This is a genomic window from Halodesulfovibrio oceani subsp. galateae (genome assembly GCF_055397225.1).
The window spans coordinates 1,169,012-1,195,511 of record NZ_AP042453.1 but is presented as its reverse complement, the minus strand read 5'-3'; the positions used below and the strand labels follow the sequence as shown (position 1 = coordinate 1,195,511).

At 44.9% G+C, this 26,500-nt stretch carries 22 protein-coding genes and 1 tRNA gene; 15 read left to right on the top strand and 8 right to left on the bottom strand.

What is annotated here, in order from left to right:
- Window positions 1-97: 97 nt before the first annotated feature.
- Window positions 98-367: a hypothetical protein gene (locus ACZ5V1_RS05420; protein WP_160717970.1), complete on the top strand. Its 270-nt coding sequence runs from the start codon at window positions 98-100 to the stop codon at window positions 365-367.
- Between the two features lie 406 nt (window positions 368-773).
- On the opposite strand, the gene ACZ5V1_RS05415 is transcribed toward ACZ5V1_RS05420, so the two are convergent.
- The gene (locus ACZ5V1_RS05415; RefSeq protein WP_373793861.1) at window positions 774-983 is read right to left on the bottom strand and encodes a hypothetical protein; all 210 of its coding nucleotides are present in this window, start codon (window positions 981-983) and stop codon (window positions 774-776) included.
- Window positions 984-1,387: 404 nt separating this feature from the next.
- Here ACZ5V1_RS05415 and ACZ5V1_RS05410 point away from each other — a divergent pair.
- The 13 genes from ACZ5V1_RS05410 to ACZ5V1_RS05350 all read left to right on the top strand — a co-directional run bounded on the left by ACZ5V1_RS05410 (window position 1,388) and on the right by ACZ5V1_RS05350 (window position 12,509).
- Window positions 1,388-1,473: transfer RNA gene (locus ACZ5V1_RS05410), tRNA-Tyr, on the top strand.
- A 202-nt stretch (window positions 1,474-1,675) separates the two neighbouring features.
- Window positions 1,676-1,855: a hypothetical protein gene (locus ACZ5V1_RS05405; RefSeq protein ID WP_464390971.1), complete on the top strand. Its 180-nt coding sequence runs from the start codon at window positions 1,676-1,678 to the stop codon at window positions 1,853-1,855.
- Window positions 1,856-2,572: 717 nt separating this feature from the next.
- The gene (gene tmcD / locus ACZ5V1_RS05400) at window positions 2,573-3,826 is read left to right on the top strand and encodes an electron transfer complex subunit TmcD (RefSeq protein WP_464390970.1); all 1,254 of its coding nucleotides are present in this window, start codon (window positions 2,573-2,575) and stop codon (window positions 3,824-3,826) included.
- 18 nt (window positions 3,827-3,844) lie between these two features.
- The gene (gene tmcC, locus ACZ5V1_RS05395; protein WP_464390969.1) at window positions 3,845-4,501 is read left to right on the top strand and encodes a TmcC family electron transfer complex membrane anchor subunit; all 657 of its coding nucleotides are present in this window, start codon (window positions 3,845-3,847) and stop codon (window positions 4,499-4,501) included.
- A 17-nt stretch (window positions 4,502-4,518) separates the two neighbouring features.
- Window positions 4,519-5,832, top strand: a complete 1,314-nt coding sequence (tmcB, locus tag ACZ5V1_RS05390) for an electron transfer complex ferredoxin TmcB (RefSeq protein WP_464390968.1) — start codon at window positions 4,519-4,521, stop codon at window positions 5,830-5,832.
- Window positions 5,833-5,844: 12 nt separating this feature from the next.
- The gene (gene tmcA / locus ACZ5V1_RS05385; RefSeq protein ID WP_464390967.1) at window positions 5,845-6,237 is read left to right on the top strand and encodes an acidic tetraheme cytochrome c3 TmcA; all 393 of its coding nucleotides are present in this window, start codon (window positions 5,845-5,847) and stop codon (window positions 6,235-6,237) included.
- A 21-nt stretch (window positions 6,238-6,258) separates the two neighbouring features.
- A complete protein-coding gene (locus ACZ5V1_RS05380; protein WP_464390966.1) occupies window positions 6,259-6,792 on the top strand; it encodes a hypothetical protein in 534 nt (177 codons plus the stop codon).
- A 3-nt stretch (window positions 6,793-6,795) separates the two neighbouring features.
- Complete coding sequence (locus tag ACZ5V1_RS05375; RefSeq protein ID WP_160713602.1) at window positions 6,796-7,701, top strand: universal stress protein; 906 nt, start codon at window positions 6,796-6,798, stop codon at window positions 7,699-7,701.
- Window positions 7,702-7,727: 26 nt separating this feature from the next.
- Complete coding sequence (locus ACZ5V1_RS05370; protein ID WP_160713600.1) at window positions 7,728-8,135, top strand: response regulator; 408 nt, start codon at window positions 7,728-7,730, stop codon at window positions 8,133-8,135.
- Window positions 8,136-8,161: 26 nt separating this feature from the next.
- A complete protein-coding gene (gene divK, locus ACZ5V1_RS05365; RefSeq protein WP_464390965.1) occupies window positions 8,162-8,524 on the top strand; it encodes a DVU0259 family response regulator domain-containing protein in 363 nt (120 codons plus the stop codon).
- Window positions 8,525-8,528: 4 nt separating this feature from the next.
- Window positions 8,529-8,789: a hypothetical protein gene (locus ACZ5V1_RS05360; RefSeq protein ID WP_464390964.1), complete on the top strand. Its 261-nt coding sequence runs from the start codon at window positions 8,529-8,531 to the stop codon at window positions 8,787-8,789.
- A gap of 15 nt (window positions 8,790-8,804) precedes the next feature.
- Window positions 8,805-10,748, top strand: a complete 1,944-nt coding sequence (locus ACZ5V1_RS05355) for a response regulator (RefSeq protein ID WP_464390963.1) — start codon at window positions 8,805-8,807, stop codon at window positions 10,746-10,748.
- Window positions 10,749-11,348: 600 nt separating this feature from the next.
- On the top strand, window positions 11,349-12,509 hold the full coding sequence (locus ACZ5V1_RS05350; RefSeq protein ID WP_464390962.1) for a hypothetical protein: 1,161 nt from the start codon (window positions 11,349-11,351) through the stop codon (window positions 12,507-12,509).
- Between the two features lie 1,561 nt (window positions 12,510-14,070).
- Here ACZ5V1_RS05350 and ACZ5V1_RS05345 read toward each other — a convergent pair.
- Entirely contained in the window at window positions 14,071-14,676 is a 606-nt protein-coding gene (locus ACZ5V1_RS05345; RefSeq protein WP_464390961.1) for a hypothetical protein, read from the bottom strand.
- Between the two features lie 370 nt (window positions 14,677-15,046).
- On the bottom strand, window positions 15,047-15,649 hold the full coding sequence (locus tag ACZ5V1_RS05340) for a flavodoxin family protein (RefSeq protein ID WP_464390960.1): 603 nt from the start codon (window positions 15,647-15,649) through the stop codon (window positions 15,047-15,049).
- Window positions 15,650-15,913: 264 nt separating this feature from the next.
- Here ACZ5V1_RS05340 and ACZ5V1_RS05335 point away from each other — a divergent pair, with 264 nt between their 5' ends.
- Entirely contained in the window at window positions 15,914-17,992 is a 2,079-nt protein-coding gene (locus ACZ5V1_RS05335) for a DUF2075 domain-containing protein (protein ID WP_464390959.1), read from the top strand.
- Window positions 17,993-18,118: 126 nt separating this feature from the next.
- Here the strand turns inward: ACZ5V1_RS05335 and ACZ5V1_RS05330 are convergent, their stop codons facing one another.
- The 5 genes from ACZ5V1_RS05330 to ACZ5V1_RS05310 all read right to left on the bottom strand — a co-directional run bounded on the left by ACZ5V1_RS05330 (window position 18,119) and on the right by ACZ5V1_RS05310 (window position 26,491).
- On the bottom strand, window positions 18,119-19,273 hold the full coding sequence (locus ACZ5V1_RS05330) for a response regulator (protein ID WP_464390958.1): 1,155 nt from the start codon (window positions 19,271-19,273) through the stop codon (window positions 18,119-18,121).
- 260 nt (window positions 19,274-19,533) lie between these two features.
- Window positions 19,534-21,810, bottom strand: a complete 2,277-nt coding sequence (locus ACZ5V1_RS05325; RefSeq protein WP_464390957.1) for a PAS domain S-box protein — start codon at window positions 21,808-21,810, stop codon at window positions 19,534-19,536.
- A 225-nt stretch (window positions 21,811-22,035) separates the two neighbouring features.
- The gene (locus tag ACZ5V1_RS05320; RefSeq protein WP_160713580.1) at window positions 22,036-22,572 is read right to left on the bottom strand and encodes an RrF2 family transcriptional regulator; all 537 of its coding nucleotides are present in this window, start codon (window positions 22,570-22,572) and stop codon (window positions 22,036-22,038) included.
- 816 nt (window positions 22,573-23,388) lie between these two features.
- Window positions 23,389-23,637 carry a hypothetical protein gene (locus ACZ5V1_RS05315; protein ID WP_464390956.1) on the bottom strand — a complete coding sequence of 83 codons (249 nt, stop codon included), beginning with the start codon at window positions 23,635-23,637 and terminating at the stop codon, window positions 23,389-23,391.
- 385 nt (window positions 23,638-24,022) lie between these two features.
- The gene (locus tag ACZ5V1_RS05310) at window positions 24,023-26,491 is read right to left on the bottom strand and encodes a Lon protease family protein (RefSeq protein ID WP_464390955.1); all 2,469 of its coding nucleotides are present in this window, start codon (window positions 26,489-26,491) and stop codon (window positions 24,023-24,025) included.
- Window positions 26,492-26,500 lie beyond the last annotated feature (9 nt).

Below are 26,500 nucleotides of genomic sequence, written 5' to 3'. Positions count from 1 at the left end.
CAAGCAGGTCGAGGCAACATATGATACTGTCATAAAACTCAACCAGCATAGTCGTAAAAAATAAAAAAGTATCCCACGTACACCATACGGAGACACCATGTTAGAAGAACATATCATTTTTAATGGCAAAGACGTTACAGTCGTAGACTGTACCATTCTCAGCCTTTGCAGCGGCGGAACAGATTCAACGCCTAAAACTACTAAAGAAACACTCATGCTCGTTGCAACAAATGAGCTGTGGTTCAATTCATTGACCCTTGGCAAAACATATTCAGCAACCATTGAAGAACGTACCTGCCGATGGTTACTTACAGATAAAGATGCAGACGAATTAGAACTGACATTTGAGCTATCTAGCGAAGGCTAACCAAGCTTACTTTATGTGTTTGATAAGTCTTGTTTGAAACTGTTCGTGTTGATGAAGTACCGTGCGACAATTTCGAACAGCTATTAAACTAAAAAAAGCCAGTCCTAGGACTGGCTTTTTTATGTAATCTCATCAGTAGAATCTATTTTACCGCAAATAAAAGTTTATACATATCCCGACTCCCCAAAGTCGTTCATATATCAGCAGGTTCCACCTGTGCACTTGAACTTCTGTGAATACATATTCAAGCTATCTCCAGTGCCCAGTTTTTATTGAGCCCCGCAACGGACTCGGCTGTACTACCTGCATTCATGCGGCTATCTCAATCTGACAGCTCTAAACGCGCCTGCAGCAGGCACGCTTGAGGCTTCGAAAGAGAACACTCAAGGTTAATAATTTCCGACCTCTATTGTGGTGTTCTTGTAACAGGCACTGAGCGTTCAAACTTTGCCTGACTGTATACTTCACTCAATAGCTGATCGGCCACGCCGTTTAGTCGTTTCTGTAAACCAGATGGCAGTGCTTCAATCTCTTCTGCCAGTTCAGCCATCAAGCTGAACAAATTATCTGAAAAATATCTGCTCTTGGGTTCGGTCTTATGTGTTGCTTTAGACATTGTCCCCTCCTTGAGTTGATTTTTCTTCCGTCGTTTCACTTTCATTTTTAAAAACATGCGTAGGGTCTGCATCAAAAAAGAACTGGCGCATTCAATCTTGATCTTGTGAGGCATGCTCGAACGTTCGTAAAACGATACGAAATGCGTTGCTTCATTTGTATAACTTCTAGTCTCTGTTATTCTTGATCTAAATCACATAACGAAAAATTCTAACGTGTTGGCTAAGGTTTCTTTTCCAAATTTGCAAACATTATTTTGCATTTTAGCCATTTTTCTGTTGTAAATGGTGGTTACCCTTAGGGGATCGTTTCTACAAAACTAACTTTTCACTTGCCAAATTTTGTGGCCATGCGTAGAACCCTTTTCGTTGCCAAGGAACACAAATTCCTAGCAAGACCATACATGGTGGGGTTCCCGAGTGGCCAAAGGGAACAGACTGTAAATCTGTCGGCGTACGCCTTCGGAGGTTCAAATCCTCCCCCCACCACCACGGAACACGTTTGCGGTTAGTTTGAAAAAGCTAACCGCTTTTCTTTTGTCCTCTCATCTTTCCCCCCCATAGTTATACTCCAAATAGTTACGCATAATGCGTCAAGAAAATAAAAAGACTTTCAAGCTATATAACTATATCTCACAAGTTTATAATAAAAATCAAGTTTGAGTTGTGGCATAAGCAACAATTGGAGATTTTTATGCAACAACCAAAGCGTTCACCCGAAGAAGCCAAAAAGCTTATCTGTCCGTTTCAACTAGGTAATGCAGACTTTGCCTTCCGTTTCAAAGACGACACTTCGGATCACGGAAAATGCATGGCAGAACGATGCATGGCGTGGAGTGATGGCCGCTGTTTGCTCATTCCCTCCACCCAGTAAAATACACACCTGTGTTACAAGACTCAGAATCACATCATTATATGTGATCCTGAGTTTTTTTATTTCATTTTCCTCGTTTAAACACACCATCTGCAAGCACTCGCTAACAAGTTAATTTATCTAACTTTAATTCCACACTACAGTGGTAGATATTAAAAACAGCGTCGCTACTGCTTTTTCACCCTCATCTTTATGCATTTGTCATTTTATTAAACTGTAAGCAATTACCGCGAATAGTCGTATTATCTCGTGTTATTCTATACTAACGGTGTAGAGTTTATATTTTTTCATTTTTTTATTTCTCTAATGAATACTGCATGATAATACGTAGTCCGCATAGACTGTACTTTGGCATTCAAAATACTTTTGTGCATCGATTTAATACCGGAGCACTCTACTTTACACATCTAGTGCCAAAAAAGAACGTAGATCGAACTGCAATGAGAGTTACATACCAAAATAGTAGAGTTATAATCGCAATAATAGAGTTTGTAACATGTTGTTTTTAGGAACATTATAAACCATTGATGTGACTAAGGGTATTTCCCACCGCGCTTGTTACGTATTAATTTCATTTTTATTGACCGTTTTTCCATTTGTCTGTGCTACATTATTAACGAAATAGGGAAATATGGTTTGCAACTATATTTCTCCCTTTTGCCATGTGTATTGACAAAAGGAACGTCTGTTAACCCTTGGATGGCCAAGGAGGCCAGCATGTATAAAACTGAAATGTGGAATTGGGAGGTCGGTCAGCGCACTATTGCGGACATGACGCCCGACAGTAACCACAAGTGGCAAGAAGAGATTTTCATTTCTCCTGACGGAGAAAAGGCTTCTGCCGTTGTCTGTGTAGATGATGCTGAGTTCTCAATACGGACGAATGATAGTGTTTCTGAAAACACATTCGAAAAATTGTGGGAACTTAAGTACGCTGCCAATGGCGAACTCTGCTGCTACGCAATGCAGGACGAAGAGTGGACCATGATGGTAGGAGACAATGCCTGGGAAGAAACCTACGGCTTTGTCTGGTCCCCATTGTTCAGTGCTGACGGCAACAAAGTTGCCACAGCTGTTCAACAAGACATGAGGTATGGCATGTCTGTGGACGGAGCAATCTGGGAAAACCTTTTTGAAAACGCTAACAACTTTACGTTGAGCTCTGATGGTACAAAATCAGCGGCAGTCGTTCAGGTTAAGTCTATGGCTCAGGCTGACCTTGCAACATTCCGCAGTGGTATTTTCTCCATCGCAGTAGACGGCGTTGCATGGGATAACAATCTCATGAATTTATGGACACCTGTATTCGATAACAACGCATACCGCGTTGCTGCTCAGGTGCGACTCAACCTCTACGATTACAGTATTATTGTAGACAATACCCTTTGGGATAATACCTACCAGGGTGTGTGGAACCCATGTTTTACACCTAACGGCAAGCACGTTGTTGCTCCTGTTCGTCAGGGTGGAAAATGGGGTATGGCTAAGGACGGACAACTCATATGGCAAGCCACTTACGCTAACTGTTGGCATCAGCAGTACAGCGCAGACGGCGAAAACCTCTACGCGATTGTTGCTCCTGAGTTCGGCAAATTTTCTGTTGCAGTAAACGACAAGCCTTGGGCTATGCGTTCTCCTGTTGTGACAGATCTTGCTGTTTCTCCTGACGGAAAAAAAGCTGCTGCTTTGGCAAACACATTGAATAAAAATTGGCGTGTTTGTGTAAACGGTTCCGTTTGGGATGGATCATACGATATGGCGTGGAAGCCTGTGTTCTGTCCGAACAGCGATGCGGTTGCTGCTAAAGTACGTAAAGACGGACGATACACTGTACTCGTTAACGGCAAGGCTGTTGGCGGCGAGTTTGATATGTGCTTTGACCCTATCTTTAATGCAGATGGCAGCAAAGTTCTTGTTCGTGGTCTGCACGATGGAAAAGCTCTGCGTATTGTCGCTAATGTGCCTAAATAACCGACTGGAGATTTCGCTATGAACAGTCTCTACAATTTCGCTGTAGGACCGTTAGCATGGGCAGCCTTCATCATTTTGGCTGTAACCGCAGTGTGGCGCCTGTGGTCCATGTACTCCCTTGCTAAACAAAAAGATGCGTCATCTGTAGCTTACATGAGCTGGAAGTTTAGTTTCCGCTCAATTTTTAACTGGCTTATTCCTTACAAATCACTTGGTTGGAAAGCAAATCCAGTTCTTACTGCAGTTACTTTTGTGTTTCATATTTGCTTTGTTGTTTTGGTTATCTTTGTAACTCCTCATCAGATTCTTTTGGAAAATGCGTTTGGTATCACCTACCCGACCTTGCCAACTAAAGCTGCTGATGTGCTTACACTTATTGTTATCGCCTGTTGCTGTTACTTTGTGTACCGCCGCCTTACTAACGCGACTGTTCGCTTTGTTACCCGCACTAACGACTGGGTTAGCCTTGGTCTTGTTGCGGCTCCTTTTGTTACAGCAATACTCGGTTCATGGAGCGTAGGCGGAGAAATTATGCCACTGCTGCACGTACTCACAGCAGAAGCTCTTATCGTTGCCATTCCGTTTACCCGTCTTGCTCACATCCTGTTCGCCCTGTTCACCAGAGCCTACATCGGATCTGAATTCGGCGGTGTCCGCCATTGTAAAGACTGGTAACGGGCGGGAGGAAATAAATGAGTATTCAAGACAGAAAAATTGAGGATGCAGGTCTTTCCTTCGGTGTAAGTAATCTTACTACTGAGAAGATCCAGCAGACATTCAAAGCTCTCATTGATAATGAAACCGGTGCCAAGTTAAAAGCCTTCTCCGAAAGCTGCATGCGTTGCGGCATGTGTGCAGAGGCTTGCCACTTCTTCGTATCTCATGACAACGATCCTTCCTACTCCCCTGTAGGTAAGGTTTCTGCAACCATGACAAAGTTACTTGCCGCAGACGGTAAAGTAACTCCTGAAGATATCTACGGCATGGCACAGATTGCTTACACTGAATGTAACTTGTGCCGCCGCTGTGTGCACTATTGTCCGATCGGTATTGACGTGGCCTACATTATGACCACCATCCGTCGGTTCTGTCACCAGCTTGGCGTAACACCACAGTATCTTCAGGATACCGCAAACTCTCACTCTGCTACCATGAACCAGATGTGGGTAAAAGATGACGAGTGGGTAGACAGCCTTTTCTGGCAGGAAGATGAAGCACGGGAAGAATTCCCGAATATTCGTATTCCAATGGATAAAGAAGGCGCTGACTTCTATTACTCCGTTATCGCACCGGAACCAAAGTTCCGTACCCAACTCATCTATCAGGCTGCTGCTATCATGAACGAGGCTGGCTGTGACTGGACAATGCCGTCCATGCCGGGCTGGGATAACAGTGACATGTGTATGTACTCAGGCGACTTTGAAATGATGGGTCGCTTGAAACGTCAGCACTTTGAACTGGCGCAGAAGCTTAAAGTAAGCCGAATTGTTATGGGCGAATGTGGTCACGCATTCCGTTCCATTTACGATAACGGTAACCGCTGGCTTGGTTGGAAAGACTATCCGGTGCCTGTAGTACACTCAATTGAGTTCTTTGCAGAACTTTTTGAGCAGGGTCGCATAAAGCTTACCCACAAAATTCAGGAACCAGTTACCATCCATGACCCTTGTAACATCATCCGCGGTTACGGCCTTATGGATAAACTGCGTTATGTTGCTCACCAGCTGTGTGACAACATCGTAGAAATGTATCCAAACCGTGAGCACAACTACTGTTGTTCAGCAGGCGGTGGTGTTATTAACTGTGGCCCTCCATTCAAGAAGGTTCGTGTAGAAGGCAACCTTGCTAAAGCCAACCAGCTTAAAGCAACCGGCGCTAAAATCTGCATCGCACCGTGTCATAACTGCCACGGCGGCCTTGAAGATGTTATTCACCATTACGACCTTGGAATTGAACTGAAATTCCTCGGCGACCTCATTTATGAGTTAATGGAAAAACCGGAATAAATGGAGAGCACCATGAACAAAGTACTCACTTCGATACTGATGGTCTTTGCCCTCATGCTGACCATTCCGGTAGCATCCGCATTCGCTGAAGGCATGCCGGAAGGTGAAATGGACGTACCGCAGCTTGCGCCGTTCAAATATGCACCTGCAGCATTTGACCACGATGCACATAACGAGAAAGCTGGCCTGGATGATGACTGCTCTGCATGCCACCACGGTAGTGAAGACGGCAAGAAAGTTCTTGAATATGATGAAGAACTTCCTTGTGCAGACTGCCACACCGTGAAAAAGCAGAAAGGTGTCACACCATTACGCAGAGCCTTCCACTTACAGTGCATCACTTGTCACGAACAACAGAACAAAGGCCCTGTGCAGTGTAAAGCCTGCCACCAGCCTCAAAAATAGCATGTAAACAGGAGAAGCAGCATGGAAGAACTCACCTTGGCACATGATGGAACACTCCGGCTGAACAATACAGCCATTACGGATGTTATCAGCTGCCTTAGTAATAAGGTTGTGCTTGAGGATGGAGTGACACTGCGCTCGTTCTTCTCCTTGTTTTCTGCGTATCCAGATGTACTTCGCCTGAATCTTTTTTTGCAGGGAGCCTGCAGCGATGCGGCTGCCTGCAAAGATTCAGGATGCACGACAGAGGAATTCACGCATTTGGAGCTCTATAGACAACTGGAGATGACAGGTGCTCCCGGTACGCCGGAAATGAACATCCATACTCTGGTACGCGGCATAAACAATACTGGCAGGCATGAGTTGCGGTTTTTCCGTCTCGAAAGCCTGTTGGACATGCCATTTTCACTTGGCCAAATGCGTCATGTACTATTCGGGGACAGAACAAGTGAGCTTTACTGTAACACTACGTTCTCTCTCTTTGAAGTAATCGAAGGAATTGCCTGGGAGCTTAGTTTCCAAGGTGGTTCCCCTACATGCAGCCTCAGGAGGTAGCATATGTTTAAGAAAATTCTGTTCGCTACATCAGCTTCTCCCGCTTGCGATAACGCAGCCAAGGTTTCTTTTGATCTCGCACAAAAAAACGATGCTAAACTGTATACTCTGCATGTGCTAGGCGTTCCATCCCGAGGTTTCAGCACAACTGTAACCGACCTTCGCTCCGGCGAAGAAGAAACAGTTGATGCCGATTACCGTGACTGGGTAATGGAAGAATTAACTACAACATATGCGGCTCAATTGGCTGATTACGAAAAAACAGCACTGGAACTTGCCGTTGGCGTTCCTGCTACAGAAATCCTGCGCTTTGCACGCAAGGAAGGGGTTGATCTTATTGTTATGGGCGCAAACACCCGTGACGATGATCCAGAATCTGCCCGTTCCCGCTCCATTGTAGGCCGTACTATGGAAAAAGTAGCACGCCTCGCCAAGTGCCCTGTGCTCATCGTAAACAGACCATGCACAACTTGCTGGAAACTCTTCTCCAATATCGTATACTGTACGGACTTTTCTCCTGCAGCAGATAATGCCTTTGAGTTTGCACGCACAACCGCTGAGGAAATTGGCGCAAAGCTCAATATCTTCCACGCATTCGATATGACCAGCTCTAAAATGGGTCTGTTCCCGTCTCAGAGTGACATTGAACGTCAGCTCGAATCTGCACAGAAGAAAATTGACGAACGCTATGTTTCCAAACTGAAAGACTATGACAACTATGATGTAGAAATTTGGGAAGGCACCCCGTACGTTGAAATTCTTAAATTCGCACGGGAAAAACAAGCCGACCTTATCATCATGGCACACCATACTGCTGAAGTTCCAGCAGAAGACGCAGAACTCGGCAGCACCATTGAACAGGTTGTTGTCCGTTCCGCCTGCCCTGTCGCCAGCGTGTCGCGTGCATAGTGACACAAGCTGGTTAGAGGTGAAACATGAATACACCGCGCGTACTTGTAGTAGATGACGAACTCAGTTTCAGGCTGTTCTTAAAGACGCTGTTCGAAACAAGTGGCATGCGGGTAGAAAGTGCCCGTAACGGCAGTGAAGGTTACGATAAAGCGCGCGCTAACAAGCCATCTTTAATCGTACTTGATGTGATGATGCCCGAATGGGGCGGAATCAATATGTACCGGAAAATTAGAACAACGCCGGAACTGGCAAATGTGCCGGTAGTGATGCTTTCTGCTGTAGCTCCAGAGGGTTTTGCCCACGCTCTTAACATGATAGGTATATCGGAAACGGAACTCGCACCGCCCGAAGCCTATGTGGAAAAGCCCCCGAGCCCTGATAAGCTTCTCGCTATCGTACGTGGTCTGCTGAACCAGAGTGTTTCCGAATAACCTGCTACTACCAAGGAGTGTCTACAATGCCACATAAAGTCCTTGTCATTGATGACGATCCATATATTGTTAAATACCTTATCGATATTTTAACCGATAATGGCTACGCAACTTGCTCAGCTTCTAATGGTGCCGAAGGTATCGAAGTGCTGAAGCGCGAAAAACCGGATCTCGTAACTCTTGATCTGGAAATGCCGGAAGAATGGGGCCCACGCTTTTACCGCAAAATGGCAAAAGAACCAGGCTTCGAAAACACTCCGGTTATCGTAATCAGCGGTCTGCCAGGTATCCATCTCGCTATCAAAAACGCTGTTGCGTCGCTAAAAAAACCTTTCGATCCTAATGCACTGCTTGAAATTATCAAAAGTGCGCTGGCTGACAAAGATTAAGTTATTGAAGATAATTGCCTCCGGCGGCTCTCTCGAAGAACAAGGGCGCTGCCCAGTACCCGCATTGACCGCTATTAAGGCTGACTTTTTTGTGGAGAGAACACTTAGTCTGCTAGACTTAGATGTACTCAACACTTCAATCAGCCCTGATAAAAGTTTTTGGAACGGGGTCTGGGGAATAACCTTTTTACAAAAAGATTTTCCCCAGCCGCCGGAGGCAATTGAAAAACAACGAAACGCCGAACACCAAACAAATCCTCGCTAACCCGCTGGAGGAATAATGTTGCACACGATCCTGCTTGTGGATGATGAGGAAGGCATTCGAAAGATCTTAGGTCTGTCGCTGCGGGATCTAGGATACATTGTACACACAGCTGCCAGCGGCGAAGAAGGCATTGAGTTATTCAACAAATATGAGCCGCAGATTGTGCTCACGGACATTAAGATGCCCGGAATAACCGGCCTTGACTTACTTGAGCGATTCAAATTTCAAGCTCCGGATACCGAAGTTATCATGATCACCGGCCACGGCGACATGGACTTAGCCATCCAGAGTATCAAAAGTAACGCTACCGACTTCATCACTAAGCCTATCAACGAAGACGCATTGGAGATTGCACTTAAACGTGCGCACGAACGCATTGATATGCGTCGTCAGATCAACCAGTACACATGCGACCTTGAACGCCTTGTTGACGAACAGGCAACACAGCTCGTGGAACAGGAACGACAACTTGCCGCGCTGCAAATTGCAGAAGGCTTTGCAGATGGACTACGCACTATCGTTAATCTTATCGATGGTGGCGCTTCTATGTTCAATCAGCTGCCTTGTTTTGTCTCCGTGCACAACGCCGACAGCGAAATCGTTTCCACAAACCCGCTATTCAACGAACGCATAGGCCCTTCCACAGGCAAACCTAGCTGGTGGGCATACAAAGAAAACGATGTAAGCCGCCCTGACAGCTCACCCGTTGAACGCGTTCTGCTTTCTGGTGATGCCCAATCTTCGCAAGAAATTATTACAGATAAAAATGGGAAGAAGCTGCCGGTACAGGTTAACGCTGTGCCTATTTTGGACAATGACGGCACCATTGAATTAGTGCTTGAATTGGCAGCAGACGTGACAGAAGTACAAAGTATGCAGGAAGAGTTGCGTATTACTCGTCATCGTTACCAACAGCTTTTTGAAGAATCCCCCTGCTACATTAGCGTACAGGACAAGAACCTCAAGATCATCGCGAACAACAGACGGTTCCGCGAAGATTTTGGCAGTTCACTCGGCAAGAGCTGTCACAAACTCTATGCCCACAGGGACACGCCATGTAACAAGTGTCCGGTTATGAAGACATTTGAAGACGGCAAAACCCATCAGTACGAAACAGTAATCACCACGAAAACTGGTGAGCAACGTAACGTACTTATCTGGACAGCTCCTATTTGTGACGTGGAAGGAAACATTGCTGAAGTTATGGAGATGTCTACAGACATCACGCAACTTCGTGCTTTGCAGGATAGACTTTCAACGCTTGGCCTGCTGCTGGGTTCCACAGCGCACGGTATTAAAGGACTGCTTACAGCACTGGATGGCGGCATCTATCGCCTTGGTACCGGCATCAACTTGGATAAGCCGGAACGCATTGAAGATAGTTACAACGACCTTTCGCACCTTATCGATCGTTTGCGTAAAATGGTGCTGGATATTCTGCACTACGCAAAAGAGCGTTCGCTAAACTGGGAAGTAATTATTCTGCCAAACTTTGTACGGGAGATTGAAAGCATCATTCGTCCTAAAGCCGAGGCTAAGGGCGTTACCTTCAACTGTATCGTGCCGGAAGACGGCACCATCGAGGCAGATTATGGCGGGTTGTCTTCAGCTCTTGTAAATATTTTAGAAAATGCCGTTGATTCTTGTGAAGCAGCACGTTCGACAGCCGAATACTGTGTAGAGTTTTCAGTGTGTACAGATGGTAAGACGATCGATTTCACCATTACCGACAACGGCACAGGGATGTCACAGGAAACACGGGAGAAGCTGTTTACGCTCTTCTTTTCTTCCAAAGGGTCTGCGGGAACCGGCATCGGGTTGTTTGTAGCGAACCAGACAGTACAACAACACGGTGGTACTATTTCAGTAGCATCTGAACAGGGGGAAGGCAGCAGCTTTGCAGTACGTATGCATTCTGAACTTCCTGATAATCTCAAAAAAGAAATTTTAGAAAGTTAGGCTAAGGGTTGTTTTTAAATAAGTCCGTGCAAAAAGCTTCTGCTCAGAGCGCTTTTCACACCGGATTCCTTTAGAAATAGTCCATAGCCCACACACTCTGTACTAAACAGAGTGCCTGTTTGAGGCGGTGTGAAGCCCGCATCGCCTCATCAGAGACTTTTGAAAATTACCGCCAATCATTTTCTCACCAAGTGGACATCATGTCCGCTTTTTTTTGCTCCTCCCCTTGCTGTTTGTCCTTTCGATAGAAGCGACTCCGCCACAGCCTATTCAAAACATCACCTCCCGCCGCAACGCATGGCAAAATGTTTATTATCAGAAGATGATCTAGTTCTTGCGATTGCACCATTTGTTCGCTTTTTTATTTAATAATGAGCCGTTGACTTTTGTTTTTTCGCTCCCCCCCACCACACACTACTCAGAAGGGCACACTCCGCCGCAACGCACGGCACATGTAATTAGCATACCATCACCTGTTTCTTCTCGAAGTTGCACAATTCTTTTGAAAGGCATCCTCTTCCAAAAACTACCCTGACGAGCTACATAGTTGCCCACTTCTCCCAAATTCCTATTCCCCATGTTCTAAGGTGGTACCACTTCATGTCTGATACAAAACTAATTACCCGCATCTGCTGCGCGGCTCTTTTCATCATAGGTTGTATATTTCTGTATGATTTTTACGAAAAGAACTACCTCCCGCCGCAACGTGGTTTCTACATCATTTCCGACATCGAAACAGGTCAAGTTACGAACCTGCGAGACATTCCTCATGAGAAAAGCAGGACAAAAAAACTTCTGCAAAAAATTATCAGCCCACTCTTTTTAGAAAGTGAGCAACTTCCCCTGAATGAGCACCCTCCTCTGGTGGAGAACTTGTTTAATTCAATTCTTGAAGATCAACTCGCAGCCTGCCAAGCGTTCAATGAAAAAGAATCTGCAACGCAAAAAAACGATTACTTCTATTTTGACAACGAGAATAACCAGCTGCACCGTTTCCGTAGAAATGTGGAAAATATAAGCTCGTTGCAGCCCGATGCCAACGGTAACAAACGCCTTGTATTCCCTAATGCAAATGTGAACTTTAAACGTGAAAGCGAAACCTCGTTTTCCATCAAGTACACTCTATGGATTAAGGCATGCGAAGTAGGCAGTAAAAAGAACGTCACATGCATTAGGGTTGAAGAAAGCGATCCGCGTCTACTGACTTTAAAAAATGCGCAAAAAAAAGAGCGCGCTGATGACCTTGCCTATTTTGCGTCGTTAAAGAAAAAGGTGTTGCCGATCATCTATCCAGACACGAATTCTATGACAGTCAAACGAGGCTCTATCGCGTTATACGCTCCTATGGGCTCCACGTTAAACAACAGCATTTCTAAGCTCCCGAGTGCGTTGGAAGAGGATTACGTGCCAACGCACGATGACGAATGGTATACGCTTGTTACCAACAATACATCAGTAGCAGGTATTCACGCTTTCTCAACGGACGGCTCAGCGTTCGACTACAACACGTTAATGATGAAGCGGATTCCGCCAGAGCATATCCTTTTTCAAAATCAGAACGGCATCATCTACTACCATACTGTATATAAATGCATTGCCATCAGTCATTACGCTTTCGATGCAACGAAACGTAGGCACATTGTTGTAGATGCGTATTTAAAGATTACAGGCACCACATGGAAAACAGCGCAGAACATTTTTGCGACCTTCAGGACTCTCGATCCAAAGGTACGTGCAACGCTGACAACGTTAAATCCATAAGAGCTTTTTAAGTGGCTGATTTTTAGTTCTGAAAAAGGGTTTCATAACGCTATAGGTGAAGGTGGCATTCGTCTTAGGAAGTACAACTCTTTTACCTGAGAACACATCAAGTCCCTTCTTCCCGGCATACTGCTTAAAAGTATCCTAAGCTTGTGCGCAGTTCTCCGATTGCCATGTCCTATGCCGCAGATGTGGAAGTTTTTAACGGAGATGGAAGCTCGTAATGTAAACAGGCTAAACGGAGTCAACTCGCCAGAGTGTAAAAACGGGTTTGGGAAAGTTGTCTAGGAGAACAAATCTACGAATAGACAAATCCTTTTGTTTCAAAACATGGAGACCCCCGCGCTTTTTACACCTGTCTTTGCATATAGGGATAACGGCCTGATCGACAAAATTTCGACAGAATTTCGATTGTGGTGTCTTTTGGCGATACATAAACAACACAGGCAGCCTCTCCTGCCGCGTTTCTTTTTATCCGCACGCCTAAGCCATTACATCTTAGAGATACTCTTACGTTTTTAAACAAGTTCATCAAAAAGCACGTTCGAGCCCATGCAAATACAGAGCTGACGACAAATCAGAATATTCATAAAAAGAGATTTGCTCAGATGTCTTAAAATTCGCTATCTCAAATTTCATTGCTGGATACGTCTACCACACCCTCAACTGACCTTTCACAAAGCTACGCGCACCTGCTGGATACAAGTTGCCTGCCGCCTGCTAACTGCTAACTGCTAACTGCTAACTATGAATCAGTATCTAAACATTATGCAATAGCGAGCTCAGGTTAATTAGTTCAACTTAATAAGATGAACCAGAACATTCGCGAGAATCTCTCTTTCAACAACGCGTGGTGTTAAGCTCTTCTTAGCAAGTCTTGTGTCTACAACATCATAACAAACACTAATGGCATACAAGGACTCCTTAAGTACTTAAACGTCATGCTCCCTCTCGAGTCCAAGAAGAATGGTACTCGATGACTATGCTGATCCCGTTACATTTAAAGAGAATCCACACCGTGTTAAAATCGTAACCAGCTATGAGGCTCTGAACACAAAACCCCTGACACTCAGAGCCAAAGAGTATGGATTGATGCACACCCATAACCGATTCGAGGTATCTTAAGCTTGGTGCCTAATTGGTGTCGGAAATGATGTTTTCGCCTGTTGTTTATATATATAAACACACATGGAAAATGGCATTTTTTCTATGACAGCATCACCAAAGGCTCATTCATTCCTTCTATAACCATCGATAAATAAACAAAAAGCCCCGCCAGTACTGTTCACGACAACAAACAGTAATAGCGGAGCTTTTTTAAAAAGGACGCGCGGAACACATAGCAGGTAGCTTCATTGAGAAAATAGCGAGATGCATTTCTTCTCAAAAGGTTTCCATCCTAAAGCACAACCACCATAACTCAGGCTAGCAGATGCATCATGCTAAGATTTATAGAATACTACCCCTGTCATGATACTTGTACCGTTACATACTGAATATTCGTCATACTCAAACATTCATATGCGTAAAGAGTGAAACCAACAAACCACCGTCATACATTCTACGCTGTTACACGGATGCTCGATTGCGCAGTTGAAGAAACCGCGCGGGAACTCATGGGTTTGTATCCCACAGCTCCGGAAGTACGAGGAACAGGCTGTGCAGTCGATACGGACTGAACACTCTGAACTGTTTGTACATCAAGCGCTGCCTGCGGAACTGTAGCACCCATCTGTGCTGCAATAGTGGCATGGTTTACTGCACCTGTATGCTGATCGCCACGGAAGAAGGCCTCATCGGCTGCGCGGGACATTTTGCGCATTATTACTTTCTTCACATCCTCCACAGTGGGAGACTCCGGCATGGCGTTCATGCGTGCTTCTGTATACCCGTCACTTACTTCAACAGAGGTGGGTGCTGCTCCGGCAGTACTCATAATTCCCGCATGTGCGTTTGCATCAAACTGCACGCCGGCAACTTCTCCCGCCATCAACGCCTGATATTCATCAGACAACTCGACAGAATCAACCACATTCGGCTGAATCATCTCGTTGTGTTGCGCAAGCGGCATTGCCAGTCGTTCATCCTGCTTAGAAGCCAATTGCGCGTTTACTTGCGCCAAAGGTTTCGCCAGCACATTTTCTGCATTCAATGTTGCGGTAATCATAATGAACCTCGCATGTATCACTTTCTGTCCTACCTGCTGATCGGCAATCTGCTTAATTAATTTATAGCAATTGTTCACTTTTATAAGGACAAACACATAAGAAAGCAGGCACTTACATAACACAGACTGAAGAACTCCGCATTCACCTAAGAGTTTTTGAAAAATGCTTTTTTATGATTTTCTTAATATTTTCACAAAATAACTAAAGTTTTTCTTAATTCAACCTTTTGAAACACCACTCTCTGTCATCAATATGGATACGCCAACAAAAAAGAGCGGCACACCCCTGCACCGCTCTTCCCCAACAACTACCTCCTAGTAAAGGAAGCCATATGTTTAACAATCAAAAATTTGTTTCAAGCAAACTCAACTAAGCAACGACATCGGAAGCCAACACTCTAGCTTGCGCAAAGGCTTTATCCATTTGATGCCCAGCATGGCGAGCAGGCTCACCCACTCCTCTAATATTGTACACTTCATCAAAGCCAAGCCATCTGAAGAATCGTTCGTATCGTGGATTAATATCGGCAAACAATGCAGGATCGATACTTCCCTGTGTTGTTATGAAGATGAGCTTCACGCCCTCACGCAGACGGCTCACACGAACATTACCAGTATTGTCACCATCATTAGGTGTAGCATCATGAAAATTTGGCAAAAACAAATGATACAGGCGGTCAATAAACGTTTTCATCTGAGAGCAAACATCCCCAAAATACACAGGGGCAGCGAGCACCAGTACGTCTGTCTCGTGCACTGCGTCCAAAACCCCACTGAGCCCATCATTTATAACGCATCGCTCCGCCTTTCCCTTACACGCAAAACAAGCAAGACACCCTTTTGTATCAAGACGCGACAATTCATAGGTTGTAATGTCTACATTCTCATTGAAACCCTCACAAAGAGCATCAACAACCGCATGACTATTCCCCTGCTTCCGTGGACTACCGTGTACAACTAAGACTTTCTTCATAAATCAATCCGTACGTTACACTGTGAACATGACTTCAACTGGCAAACATCATCACCAGTGACATTCTTCATGCAACCTATCGTACAGACATCACAAATCAATCAGAGCATTAATACATTTCACCTACGACTTATGATGAGTATCAAAGTAATCTTTGAAACAATTACTTGTTGCCCGCGGGCTCCGCTGATAAAAAATCTTAACTTGCTACGAACATACAGAAAAGCACCATTCACCTCACATGACAGCCATCGGATATTGATAATGCAACGCGCTTACTACTCTGCTACACAAAGCGAATTCTTAGCTGCTGATCCAGATTCTATTTTAGGTTCACTCACAAGGAGCCATCCGTTTTCACTTGAAGACTTACAAAGAAACGCATGGATCTCGCAGATTGAAATTTTACAAAGTCAATTACTTACTCTACCAGACAGCTTTGTCGCTTTTGAGTACGCAATTCCACGCATGGGAAAACGCGTAGATGTTGTCATAATACATTCTGGAGTTGTTTTCGTATTAGAATTTAAAGTTGGCGAAAAAAAGCATACGCAGCATGCGTTAGTTCAAGCGTTGGATTATGCACTAGATCTAAAAAATTTCCATGAGAAAAGTCATAATGTACCAATTGTTCCGATGGTTATCGCAACTGAAAGCGCATCAATTGAAATGGCACTCGGCAACTATGCCGATAAGGTGTGCTTTCCAGTAAAAGCCAACAAGTCGAATGTTGCTGCTTGCATCTTAACCATTAGCGATAACCAACACACACTTTGCACTACCCAAAACGATTCTAGTATTCATCTTGGGCACATTGGACATATCGAGTCTCTTAAACAAATTGACCCGATTGATCCGGTCGATCCGATTAATCCGATTAATCCGGTCGCATGGTGTAACTCTATCTACAAACCCACACCAACCATTATCGAAGCAGCGCAAGCTCTGTACAAAGGGCATAGCGTTAAGGAGATATCTCGATCAGACTCAGGCGCTATTAACCTTGAAAAAACGTCAGCCGCAGTTTCTGAAATAATCGAGTACTCAAAAAAACATTCTCGTAAATCAATTTGCTTTATTACCGGTGTACCCGGAGCAGGAAAAACGCTGGCCGGATTAACACTGGCAAACGAACGCCACAATACAGACAAGGGTGAACATGCGGTCTTTTTGTCAGGCAACGGTCCGCTGGTTGAAGTCTTACAAGAAGCCTTAGCCAGAAATGAAGTTGACGAAAGCAAAGCCACAAAATCTGGAATCACAAAAAAACAGGCTCTCTCCAAGGTGAAAACTTTCATACAAAACATTCACCATTTTAGAGACGACAACCTGCAAAGCGACATAGCCCCCATAGAGAAGGTTACCATCTTTGACGAAGCTCAGCGCGCATGGACAGCTGAACAAGCGTCTTCTTTTATGGCGAGGAAAAAGGGCATTGCAAACTTTACAATGTCTGAACCTGAATTTCTTATTAGTGTCTTGGATCGCCATCAAAATTGGGCGACAATCGTTTGCCTAATTGGCGGCGGGCAGGAAATTAACACTGGTGAAGCCGGACTACCGGAATGGTTCTCGGCTATTAGTGCAAAGTATCCCCATTGGGATGTTTACGCATCCGGCTCACTTTCCGAAAAAGAATACACAAACGGTGAAGAGATCTACGGCTCATTAGGCTCCTACCAGCTTACAGTAAAAGAGGAACTGCACCTTGCTGTCTCCCTTCGTTCATTCCGGTCAGAGCTGTTATCAGAATTCATCGGCAGTGTGCTAAACCTCGACAAGCAAAAAGCCACAGATTTATTCTCAACCGTCCAAAAAACATACCCGATAGTTTTAACGAGAAGCTTACAGCAAGCAAAAGAATGGCTGCGAACTCATGCAAGAGGTGGCGAACAATATGGCATAACGGCATATTCTGGCGCACTTCGCTTAAAACCTGAGGGCATACATATTAAAGCGAAAATTGACCCTAAAAACTGGTTTTTGAACGAATCAAGCGACGTGCGGTCTTCCATGTTTCTTGAAGATGTAGCGACAGAATTTGATATTCAAGGATTAGAACTGGACTGGACGTGCGTTGCGTGGGACCCCAGTCTGCGAATAGCTCACGAGGGATGGGAGTATAAAACGTTCCGAGGCACCAAATGGCAGAATATTAATGACGTTGTTCGGCGCAGGTATCTTCTGAATGCCTACCGTGTACTACTTACAAGAGCACGGCAGGGAATGGTCATATGCATTCCTCACGGTGACCAACAAGATCAAACACGCCTGCCTGAATTCTATACGCCAATATATGAATTCTTTTCTGCCTGCGGCGTTCCGTCCATAGATGTAGACTAAATCCCGCCGGATATATTTTGAATAAAAAAAGAGTGAAGATACTTCTCCACTCTTTTACTGTTTACAATCTTGCAGCCGCTACACAGGGCTATTTCATACTTGAAACATACTCCCTACAACGCGAAGCTATTCTCCAGCTACATATGGCAAAAGGATAACGGCGCGCACGCCGCCCTCAATGCCGTGTTCCAGAATAAGTTCGCCGCCCATTTCGCGTACAGCTTTACGGGTTGCCATAAGACCAAAGCCTGAACCTCGATCTTTTGTAGTAACGAGTCCTTCCTCGAGTTGCTCAAACAGCTCTGATGAAAGACCACGCCCGTTATCTTCTACAAGATATCGAACATGCAAGGCGTCGCATTCAGTATGAAGCATTACCTTTCCGTCACCAAATTCTCGACGACCCGATTGAATCGCCTCTTCGACCGCCTCCACCGCGTTTGTCGCAAGGTTCATCAAACATGTATGTACGGCCTGTTCGTCCAACAGAGCGGAAGTCTGAGGCATACAGGCATGGATAATCTTACCACCTGCTTCGTGCATCCTTGCTGTAAGCAATTCTGCAATCTCACACATAGGTGCGCCAGGGTCGATAGTCTTAGGACGCAGCGACAATGGACGCGAGAGTTGTAACAAGTTCATGGTCAAATCCCGAACCCGTGTCACATCACGCTTAACCATACCCCAGCCCTGTTCTAAGTAGTCCTTACGATCAAGCTCAAGCCCCTTCTCCAACACGAACAACGCGCCCTCAAGTCCGCCTGCAATATTCTTAATCGCATGAGCCAGTCCCGCGACAGTTTCACCCATTACGGCAAAGCGTTCAGCACGCACAAGCTCACGAGTTCTTTGTTCAACTAGAGACTCTAAATGCATGGTGTGATCAACAAGCTGCCTGCGCATCACTACACGCTCCACAGACCGCCGCAACGCAAACTCCAAAACTTCTACATTCACCGGTTTAGTGATGAAGTCAGTCGCGCCAAGGCGCAAACAGTCTACAGCAATAGAAACATCTGCATGGCCTGTGGTAATAATCACCGCAGTCTCCGGCCACTGTTTTTTAATTTCTTTCAGTAACGCAACACCGTCCATACCGGGCATACGCACGTCTGAAACGACCACCTCGTAGGATTTCTCCTGAAGTTTCTCAATGGCCTCTTCGCCGCTGTGTGCTGTATCGACCACGTACCCTAAGTCTGTAATATACGCGCCAAGGACAACTGTGATGCCCTTTTCGTCGTCTACCAACAGTACTGATGACCTAGATGCTATGTTCATCTGTATTTGCCTCCGGCGGCTCTCTGAGAGGCAAGGGCTCTGCCCTGCACCCGCAAGGGGGACGCCCCCTTGACCGCGATTGTGCGAGTAGTAATTTTTTGAATAGTAATTCGACTGTGTCCAGCCGTATTTTAAGACAAAACATAACGATCAATTAAAGAATGTGCATACCAGCGAGCAAGCTAGTTCCTTTAACGAACCTATTTCATACCAAAGATTATGAGCACTCCGTATTACAATTAATAACAGCGACCTACAGACTACACACGTCGACTGCTGCTACGAGGGAATGTAAGTGTAAACTGCGCGCCGTTACCCTCTTTTTTGTTCCTGACACGGATAGTGCCGCCAAAATCTTTTATCAGACCATACGTAATGGACAAACCAAGCCCAGTTCCTTTACCAACTTTTTTGGTTGTAAAGAACGGTTCGAAAATTTTGTCACTCAATCCTGCGGGTACACCGGCACCTGAATCTTCCACCACCGCAACGACTGCTCTAGGTGTCGAATATGTTCGAAGAGTAATATTTTTCACTTCGGTTTTCCCCTCAGCTTCGGCCTCTTCAATAGCATCGCGAGCATTAAGCAATAGGTTGATAAAAACTTGCTCAAGGCGATTTGCGACACCTAGAATTTCAGGTAAATTTTCTTTGAAATTTCTAGTAACAGAAATACCGCGAAGCGTTAGCTGCGATATGAACATATTCACTGAACTGTCTATGACGGTATTCACATTGACCCGCTCGAGCGTGTGATCAGATTGTCTACCGAATGCGCGCATGTGATCTATGATCTGACTAGCTCTATCTACGTGCGAATCTATCTCTTCCGCCATTGTGCTCAAAATGTCCGGATCAATTGGCTGTGATCGTTTAATCTTACGCATAATGAACCCACTCGCCGCCTTAATAACGGTTAAGGGCTGATTGAGTTCGTGCGCCACTCCGGTTGCCATTTCACCCAGCGTTGCCATTTTACCGGCCTGAATGAGTTTCTGCTCAGTTTCAAGACGATCTGTTACGTCAGTTGCGGAAACAAGAAGCACATTGCGATCATTATAGACAGCTGGAGAAAGTCTAAAATCGACATAGAAGGTGCTGGCGTCTTTGCGCTTCTGACGCACACGGTTCAACGCAGTAAATGCTTTAATGTATGATTTGGCTTTATCCTGCTCTTCTGTCGGGAACAGGTGAATAAATGACGTATTATGCATTTCGCCCGGTTCAAAACCGTAGCTGTGTTCTGCCATGTCGTTGCAATCAAGAATAACGTGCTCTTCCACATCCAGAACAAAAACCGCATTAGGGATATGGTTGAAAATTGCGTGGTACTTTGCTTCGGAAGTAAGCAGCCGTTCTTCTACACGCTTACGGGCAGAAATATCTATTCCCATTTCCATGGCTGCGACAACTTCACCATTTTCACCAAACACAGGGGTAACATGCACAAGCCAATGGGCTTTGCTTCCGTCTGGATTAGTACGGCTTTCTTCTGAGCAATACGGAAGCCCCGTCTGGAAGGTTTTATCCAACGGGCAATTAGGGCACTTCTCTGACAACCCCTTGTACGCCTCGTAACAAAATGCACCAGGCTGTGGGCTGAAACGCTCCGCAAACTCTTTATTGTACTTAAGAATACGCATGTCTTTGTCCTGAACAGTAATACTGCACGGAACCTGTTCAAACAGATACTGGTACTCCTGACGCTTTTTATCCAGTTCGGCTTGCTTTTTCGCGACCGCCTGCTCCATCGCAACAACGGCATCCACAAGATATCCAAGCTCATCCGTACGCGGGAGTTCTTCCAGCCCCGAAGGCTTACCTTCGCTTATGCGTTTCGTAGAATTAATAATCTGTTTGATTGGAGTCGTGATATACCGCCGCAACCCAAAAACGAGAAGCGATACAGACAGGATGTAGATAAGTCCGGTAAGACCGAGAAGCTTTTTCTGCACAGCGGCAAGCCCAATAGCAGCCTGCCCTGTTTGTAGAATAAGTTCCAGCTCACCCAGAACTGTATGATCGGTACTGTGCGCATGACACGGAGCAACCGAACAGCTTGGTTCATTCATAATCGGGGTAATGGTTCCAAGCAGCTCAGTATCGTCCACAACAAAAGTTCTGGTACGTTCTTCAAGCGTAAGCGCAGACTTTGGCGGAACAGTGACATGACAAGCTGAACAGGCAGGAGTATCCATAGCAACTTGCGTTCCTACCTCCTTCTGAACATTAGAAAACCGGATAACACCTTGTTTGTCATAAATCCTAACAGAGGTGATATCCGGATGTTTTGCGATATCAGAGACAATCTGATCTATCTCACTACGTGAATTTGCCATCATGGCATAACGGGCGGAAAGCAATATAGTCTTACTAAGTCTGTCTGCCTCAATAGAAAGCTTTGAAGCGTTGTCCTTATTAAGAAAATGCATGGTTCCCCATGAATGCAGTCCAAGACAAAGAATAAGTACTACCGCGGTAAGCAGAAGAACTCTAACAGCCAACGAATTGCGAAAACGGGAAAGCCAGAAATACATGCTCAACCCCCTGTAAGGCGGTACACACAAAATGAAATATACTACAGGAACATTACAAAGATCAGTTTGTTAACGATACACTTTGCATAGGCAATTTGTACAATGCACACTAAGCAGCAGCTCCCCTTCGAGCGCTACCCAAGCCCCCCTTCTTTCTAACCATTTAAATTTTTTTAAAAATCTAAATTTAGAAAGAAAGTGCACTGTAGGATTTGACCTTACGAGCTAGAACGAATCCTCAAGGCCAGTCAGTGAGTATTCACGTAGTAAATTGAGCCGTTTTTGCTCTTCGTCCATTGGAGCAGTAGCTGCATTTTGTACAGTACGCACGCAGTAGTCACCAAATTTAACGCCTTTTTCTGAATAGCTTACAAGCTCAGCAAAGGTAAATTTGTCTAAATGAGAATACATGGCACCACTCGCCTCTTTCCACAACAGTCTTGTAAGACAGCCCGGCGCATCGCAACATGTTGCCGCATCCTGTCCACAACCTACTATGTCGGTTCCCCCTTCTAACAACCTAACAACTTCACCAACAGTAATAGTTGCCGGATCAACCGCCATCCTGTGCCCACCACTAGGACCGCGTCGAGTTTTCAAATACCCGCCAGCACGTAATTGTCTGGCAATTTTTTCTAAGTACTTCTGGGAAATACCAAGACGGGCAGATGATTCCTTCATGAGAACCGGTTTTTCCTGACTATGGGTGGCAATATCGAGCAATAATCTCGTGCCATATCTGCTATTGGTCAATAGTCGCATAGCAAACTCCTTATGATAATACCCTATAAAAAAAATATATATACGCATTACTAATTCCGACAATATCAGTCGGCTAAGTAACTTCATTACTCTCTATACCCTACCGGAGGGTTTCTAACAACTAATGAATTTTTCAGACTATTTTAATCAACAATAAATTTTTCCAACGTTCCTATTCAATTAGACTGTGAGCCTTTTGAGCAAATATATATTCTTATTTTTCACCTTGAGAATTCGTATACACCTGCTACTTTAATAAGTGGCAATTTGTTCTCGGAGGAATAATGGCACGTTCAAGCAACAACGATTGTAACTGTTGTGTATATCATAGAGGCACTTGCACAATCGGTATTACAACAAAGTCACGAAAGAGGTGTAGCAACTACCTTCCGCTCTGTGTTTCATGCCCATATCCTGATTCGTTTTGTCCGACCTGCACTCTGCGCCCATTCAATGATTTAAAGAACGCAGAATATCAGGATAGGGAACTGGGAAATCATATGTACGGATGTGTATGGGATGACTCTTCACCCCATCGAGATAAGCTCATAAAAATACCCGATCAGTAACAATCCATAAAAAAAGAGCCGTCTAATTACTTAGGCGGCTCTTTTTTTAAACCCGAAATCTGTATGCAGATAAGACAATTTTGTGCCGTATATCGACACGCAAAAGCTCATGGAATGCATAGATGTATAAATAGAAATGGAGAGACTAAGCATCATGCAACCGAGCCTTTCGCCGATGTCTGACGCCCTGATTTTCTACCGCATAGGTAGAAATAGAACGTTCAGACAATGCACAACAGTGCCCTTTCTATTGCTCTACGAGCTTATCGAGATTCTGAACTAATCCTTCAAGCATCTTTTTAAGACACTCTTTTTGATCTCTCGGAATCTCTTTCCATGCTTCTGCATAGTTTAATGTGCATCGCTTGTCAGATTCAACGTCAATGTAAAGCAAGCCATCCTGGTCTACATTAACCTCTATCCGTTCCCCGCATGCTTTAGTTAATACAATTTCTACACGATCAATCGCCTCAACAACTTTGCCATTGTTGCCCATGACTCACTCGCTCCGTTTGATTTGCCCGAATTCATCCGGTTAGTAAGTAACGCTTAAAATATGGTCTATCGTTTCTCTACTTGCACAACTGCCAGACTCTTTGCAAAACAAAAAAATGCATTGTCTATTCAACCAGTATTATTTTTTCGGCAAGTAATTTCAAAAAATCCCGTATTCATGGCATTAGAACGACGAAATGTGCAAAAAATGGCACATAAAAAAGATGTCATGTTCAAATTCACATGACATCTTTTTTCTAGGGCTGTTTCGCAATCCATAGCTCCACGACAAGATTTGTTACTCTTCACTAACAGCACCATCAGTCACAAAGAGAACCAGTCATACAGCTATGCATGTTGAAACAGCCCCTATTTCAGGAGCAAAACTAATCGTCGTTGTTTTCACTATCCTTATTGCCTTTACCAAAGTCACGAAGACCTTCAGCAAGGGAGATAAGTCGTTCATCTACACGGCCGTATACTGAGTCCTTAGGATATACGCCGTCAGCATCACGCTCGCCTGCCGGCATTCCGGTCAAAATCTCAATACCTTGATGAACATCATTAACTGCCCAGATAGAGAACTTGCCTTCTGTCACGGCGTCTACCACTTCCTGTTTCAGCATAAGGTCTTTTACGTTAGCCTCAGGAATCATTACACCCTGATCACCAGTAAGCCCTTTTGCCTTACAAACAGTATAGAAGCCCTCAATCTTTTCATTCGCGCCGCCGATCGGTTGTACTTCACCATTCTGGTTTACAGAACCTGTAACAGCGATAGACTGTTTAATTGGCACTTCTGACAAGCTGGATAGTAACGCATAGAGTTCTGTCGAGGATGCTGAATCACCGTCGACACCACCGTAAGACTGTTCAAAGGCAATGGAAGCCGCAAGCGTGAGCGGTTTATCCTGTGCAAAGTTCTTACGCAGATAGCCGCTTAAAATGAGCATACCTTTGTTATGAGTGGGACCGGACATCTTTGCATCGCGTTCGATGTTGATAATGCCTTCTTTACCCATAGAGGTGGTACACGTAATACGCGATGGCTTACCAAACATAAAATCGCCCGTGGAATACACAGCAAGGCCGTTGATCTGCCCTACAACTCCACCTTCTGTATCGATAAAGATACTGCCGCGGTCGATCATTTCTTGAATTTTCTCTTCCACAAGACCATCACGGTAGATACGGGCCTCCAAAGCTTCCTGAACATGCTCCATATCAACAATGTCGGACTTAGCATTCTCTGCAAAGTAGTTAGCTTCTGCCATAACATCACCGAGAACCGGGAAGGAAGTGCTCAATTTTTCCTGTCTGCCGCTTTTGCGAACGCTATGTTCCAACAATGCCCCTACAGCGCTATTGCTGAACGGTTTCAACTTACGTTTTTCCGCATAGGTGGCAACAAGGCGACACACTTCATTAACGCCTTCACTCGTATTGTCCATGCTTGAATCAAAATCTGCACGTACTTTAAAGATCATCTCCACTTCCGGATCATAATGTTTAAGCATATGGTACAGCTGGGTAGTCGCAAGAACAACGACCTTAACATCCATTGAGATGGATTCCGGCTTAATACCGGTTGAGGCCATGAATGAATAAGGATCAAAAGTCTGGATTTCCAGTTCGGAAGTCTTCAGAGCCCGTTTAAGAGTCTGCCAGACACCCGGCTCTGCGATAGCATCAAGCAGGTTGATGACAAGGAACCCGCCGTTGGCTTTAATGAAAGAGCCAGCAGTAATTTTTTGGTAGTCAGTACGCCACAGACCAGATCTGTCCATTGCACGTTCAATGGAACCAAACAGGTTGCGGTAGTTAGGGAAGGATTCGACAATAACCGGCGGGCCGTCGCTTTCTGCGTTATCAACCAGCAAGTTTACGCCGTACGGGTGCAGAACTGCCTCTGCATTAATGGTAGGAAGCTGCATGCCGGGCATTGGGCCCATCTGCGGCTGACCGATCATTTTAATGATGTCGAGCTGCTCAGACATGTTTTCCAGCATCTCTGTAATATGCTTAGTTGCTTTTTCGTGATCTTTCCACGCATCAACAAGCCCTAAAGCAAGCTCCTTGGCAGTGTTCATAAACATCAAGCGATCAACTTCTTCGCTCTTTGTCTTCACATCTTTCTGCAAGCGGCGCACGTCCATAAAGATGGTGTCAATTTCATCTTTAAGTTCTTTGTACTTGTTCTGAAGCGCATCATACTCTTCCTTAGGAAAACGTCCCTTATCCACAAGCTCTTCCAACTTGAGCAAGTGTGTAGGTTCGCCATCTACCACAGGAACAATATCCGGACGCTGCACTTGTCCCATCTGCATGTTTACAAGCACAAAACCGGCTTCTTTAACGCGTTCTTCCAAACCCTTAAAGAAATCACGAGTTTTTTTGTCGTGTTCTTCTAATAAAGCGTTCTTACTGTTTATGTATTCCTGACTTTCAAAAAGCTGTGGAATTTCACGCTTAATATCTTCTAAAAAGGCTTCAATATCTTTTTTAAATGTCTGCCCTTTACCTGCTTCAAATGTAAGCAGAATAGGCTCTTCCGGAACTTTAAAATTGTTCACGTAACATAGGTCGTTAGGCGTGCATTGCTTGCGTGCTGAAAGTTCCAGCAACTGCCGCACCATACCCATTTTTCCTACATCCGCCGCGCCGGTTACAAAAATATTGTACCCTTTCGCGTCAATGCCCATACCAAAGCGGAATGCTTCCACGCCGCGGTGTTGGCCAATAATTTCTGTAAGTTCTTCTAAGTCTGTGGTTTTAGAAAACGGAAGCGTTGCCGGATCAACCTTCCACCGCAGCTTATCAATAGGAACCAAATTGCGTTCTACAATCTCTGCCATGTGAGCCTC

What these genes read in the sequence shown, in the direction of transcription:
- tmcB (WP_464390968.1), top strand. Translation starts at nt 4,519, where the DNA reads ATGAGTATTCAAGACAGAAAAATTGAGGATGCAGGTCTTTCCTTCGGT.
- tmcA (WP_464390967.1), top strand. Translation starts at nt 5,845, where the DNA reads ATGAACAAAGTACTCACTTCGATACTGATGGTCTTTGCCCTCATGCTG.
- ACZ5V1_RS05330 (WP_464390958.1), bottom strand. Translation starts at nt 19,273, where the DNA reads ATGAACATAGCATCTAGGTCATCAGTACTGTTGGTAGACGACGAAAAG.
- ACZ5V1_RS05415 (WP_373793861.1), bottom strand. Translation starts at nt 983, where the DNA reads ATGTCTAAAGCAACACATAAGACCGAACCCAAGAGCAGATATTTTTCA.
- ACZ5V1_RS05340 (WP_464390960.1), bottom strand. Translation starts at nt 15,649, where the DNA reads ATGAAGAAAGTCTTAGTTGTACACGGTAGTCCACGGAAGCAGGGGAAT.
- ACZ5V1_RS05320 (WP_160713580.1), bottom strand. Translation starts at nt 22,572, where the DNA reads ATGCGACTATTGACCAATAGCAGATATGGCACGAGATTATTGCTCGAT.
- ACZ5V1_RS05335 (WP_464390959.1), top strand. Translation starts at nt 15,914, where the DNA reads ATGCAACGCGCTTACTACTCTGCTACACAAAGCGAATTCTTAGCTGCT.
- ACZ5V1_RS05375 (WP_160713602.1), top strand. Translation starts at nt 6,796, where the DNA reads ATGTTTAAGAAAATTCTGTTCGCTACATCAGCTTCTCCCGCTTGCGAT.
- ACZ5V1_RS05315 (WP_464390956.1), bottom strand. Translation starts at nt 23,637, where the DNA reads ATGGGCAACAATGGCAAAGTTGTTGAGGCGATTGATCGTGTAGAAATT.
- ACZ5V1_RS05420 (WP_160717970.1), top strand. Translation starts at nt 98, where the DNA reads ATGTTAGAAGAACATATCATTTTTAATGGCAAAGACGTTACAGTCGTA.
- ACZ5V1_RS05355 (WP_464390963.1), top strand. Translation starts at nt 8,805, where the DNA reads ATGTTGCACACGATCCTGCTTGTGGATGATGAGGAAGGCATTCGAAAG.
- ACZ5V1_RS05405 (WP_464390971.1), top strand. Translation starts at nt 1,676, where the DNA reads ATGCAACAACCAAAGCGTTCACCCGAAGAAGCCAAAAAGCTTATCTGT.
- ACZ5V1_RS05350 (WP_464390962.1), top strand. Translation starts at nt 11,349, where the DNA reads ATGTCTGATACAAAACTAATTACCCGCATCTGCTGCGCGGCTCTTTTC.
- divK (WP_464390965.1), top strand. Translation starts at nt 8,162, where the DNA reads ATGCCACATAAAGTCCTTGTCATTGATGACGATCCATATATTGTTAAA.
- ACZ5V1_RS05380 (WP_464390966.1), top strand. Translation starts at nt 6,259, where the DNA reads ATGGAAGAACTCACCTTGGCACATGATGGAACACTCCGGCTGAACAAT.
- ACZ5V1_RS05310 (WP_464390955.1), bottom strand. Translation starts at nt 26,491, where the DNA reads ATGGCAGAGATTGTAGAACGCAATTTGGTTCCTATTGATAAGCTGCGG.
- ACZ5V1_RS05325 (WP_464390957.1), bottom strand. Translation starts at nt 21,810, where the DNA reads ATGTATTTCTGGCTTTCCCGTTTTCGCAATTCGTTGGCTGTTAGAGTT.
- tmcC (WP_464390969.1), top strand. Translation starts at nt 3,845, where the DNA reads ATGAACAGTCTCTACAATTTCGCTGTAGGACCGTTAGCATGGGCAGCC.
- ACZ5V1_RS05370 (WP_160713600.1), top strand. Translation starts at nt 7,728, where the DNA reads ATGAATACACCGCGCGTACTTGTAGTAGATGACGAACTCAGTTTCAGG.
- tmcD (WP_464390970.1), top strand. Translation starts at nt 2,573, where the DNA reads ATGTATAAAACTGAAATGTGGAATTGGGAGGTCGGTCAGCGCACTATT.
- ACZ5V1_RS05345 (WP_464390961.1), bottom strand. Translation starts at nt 14,676, where the DNA reads ATGATTACCGCAACATTGAATGCAGAAAATGTGCTGGCGAAACCTTTG.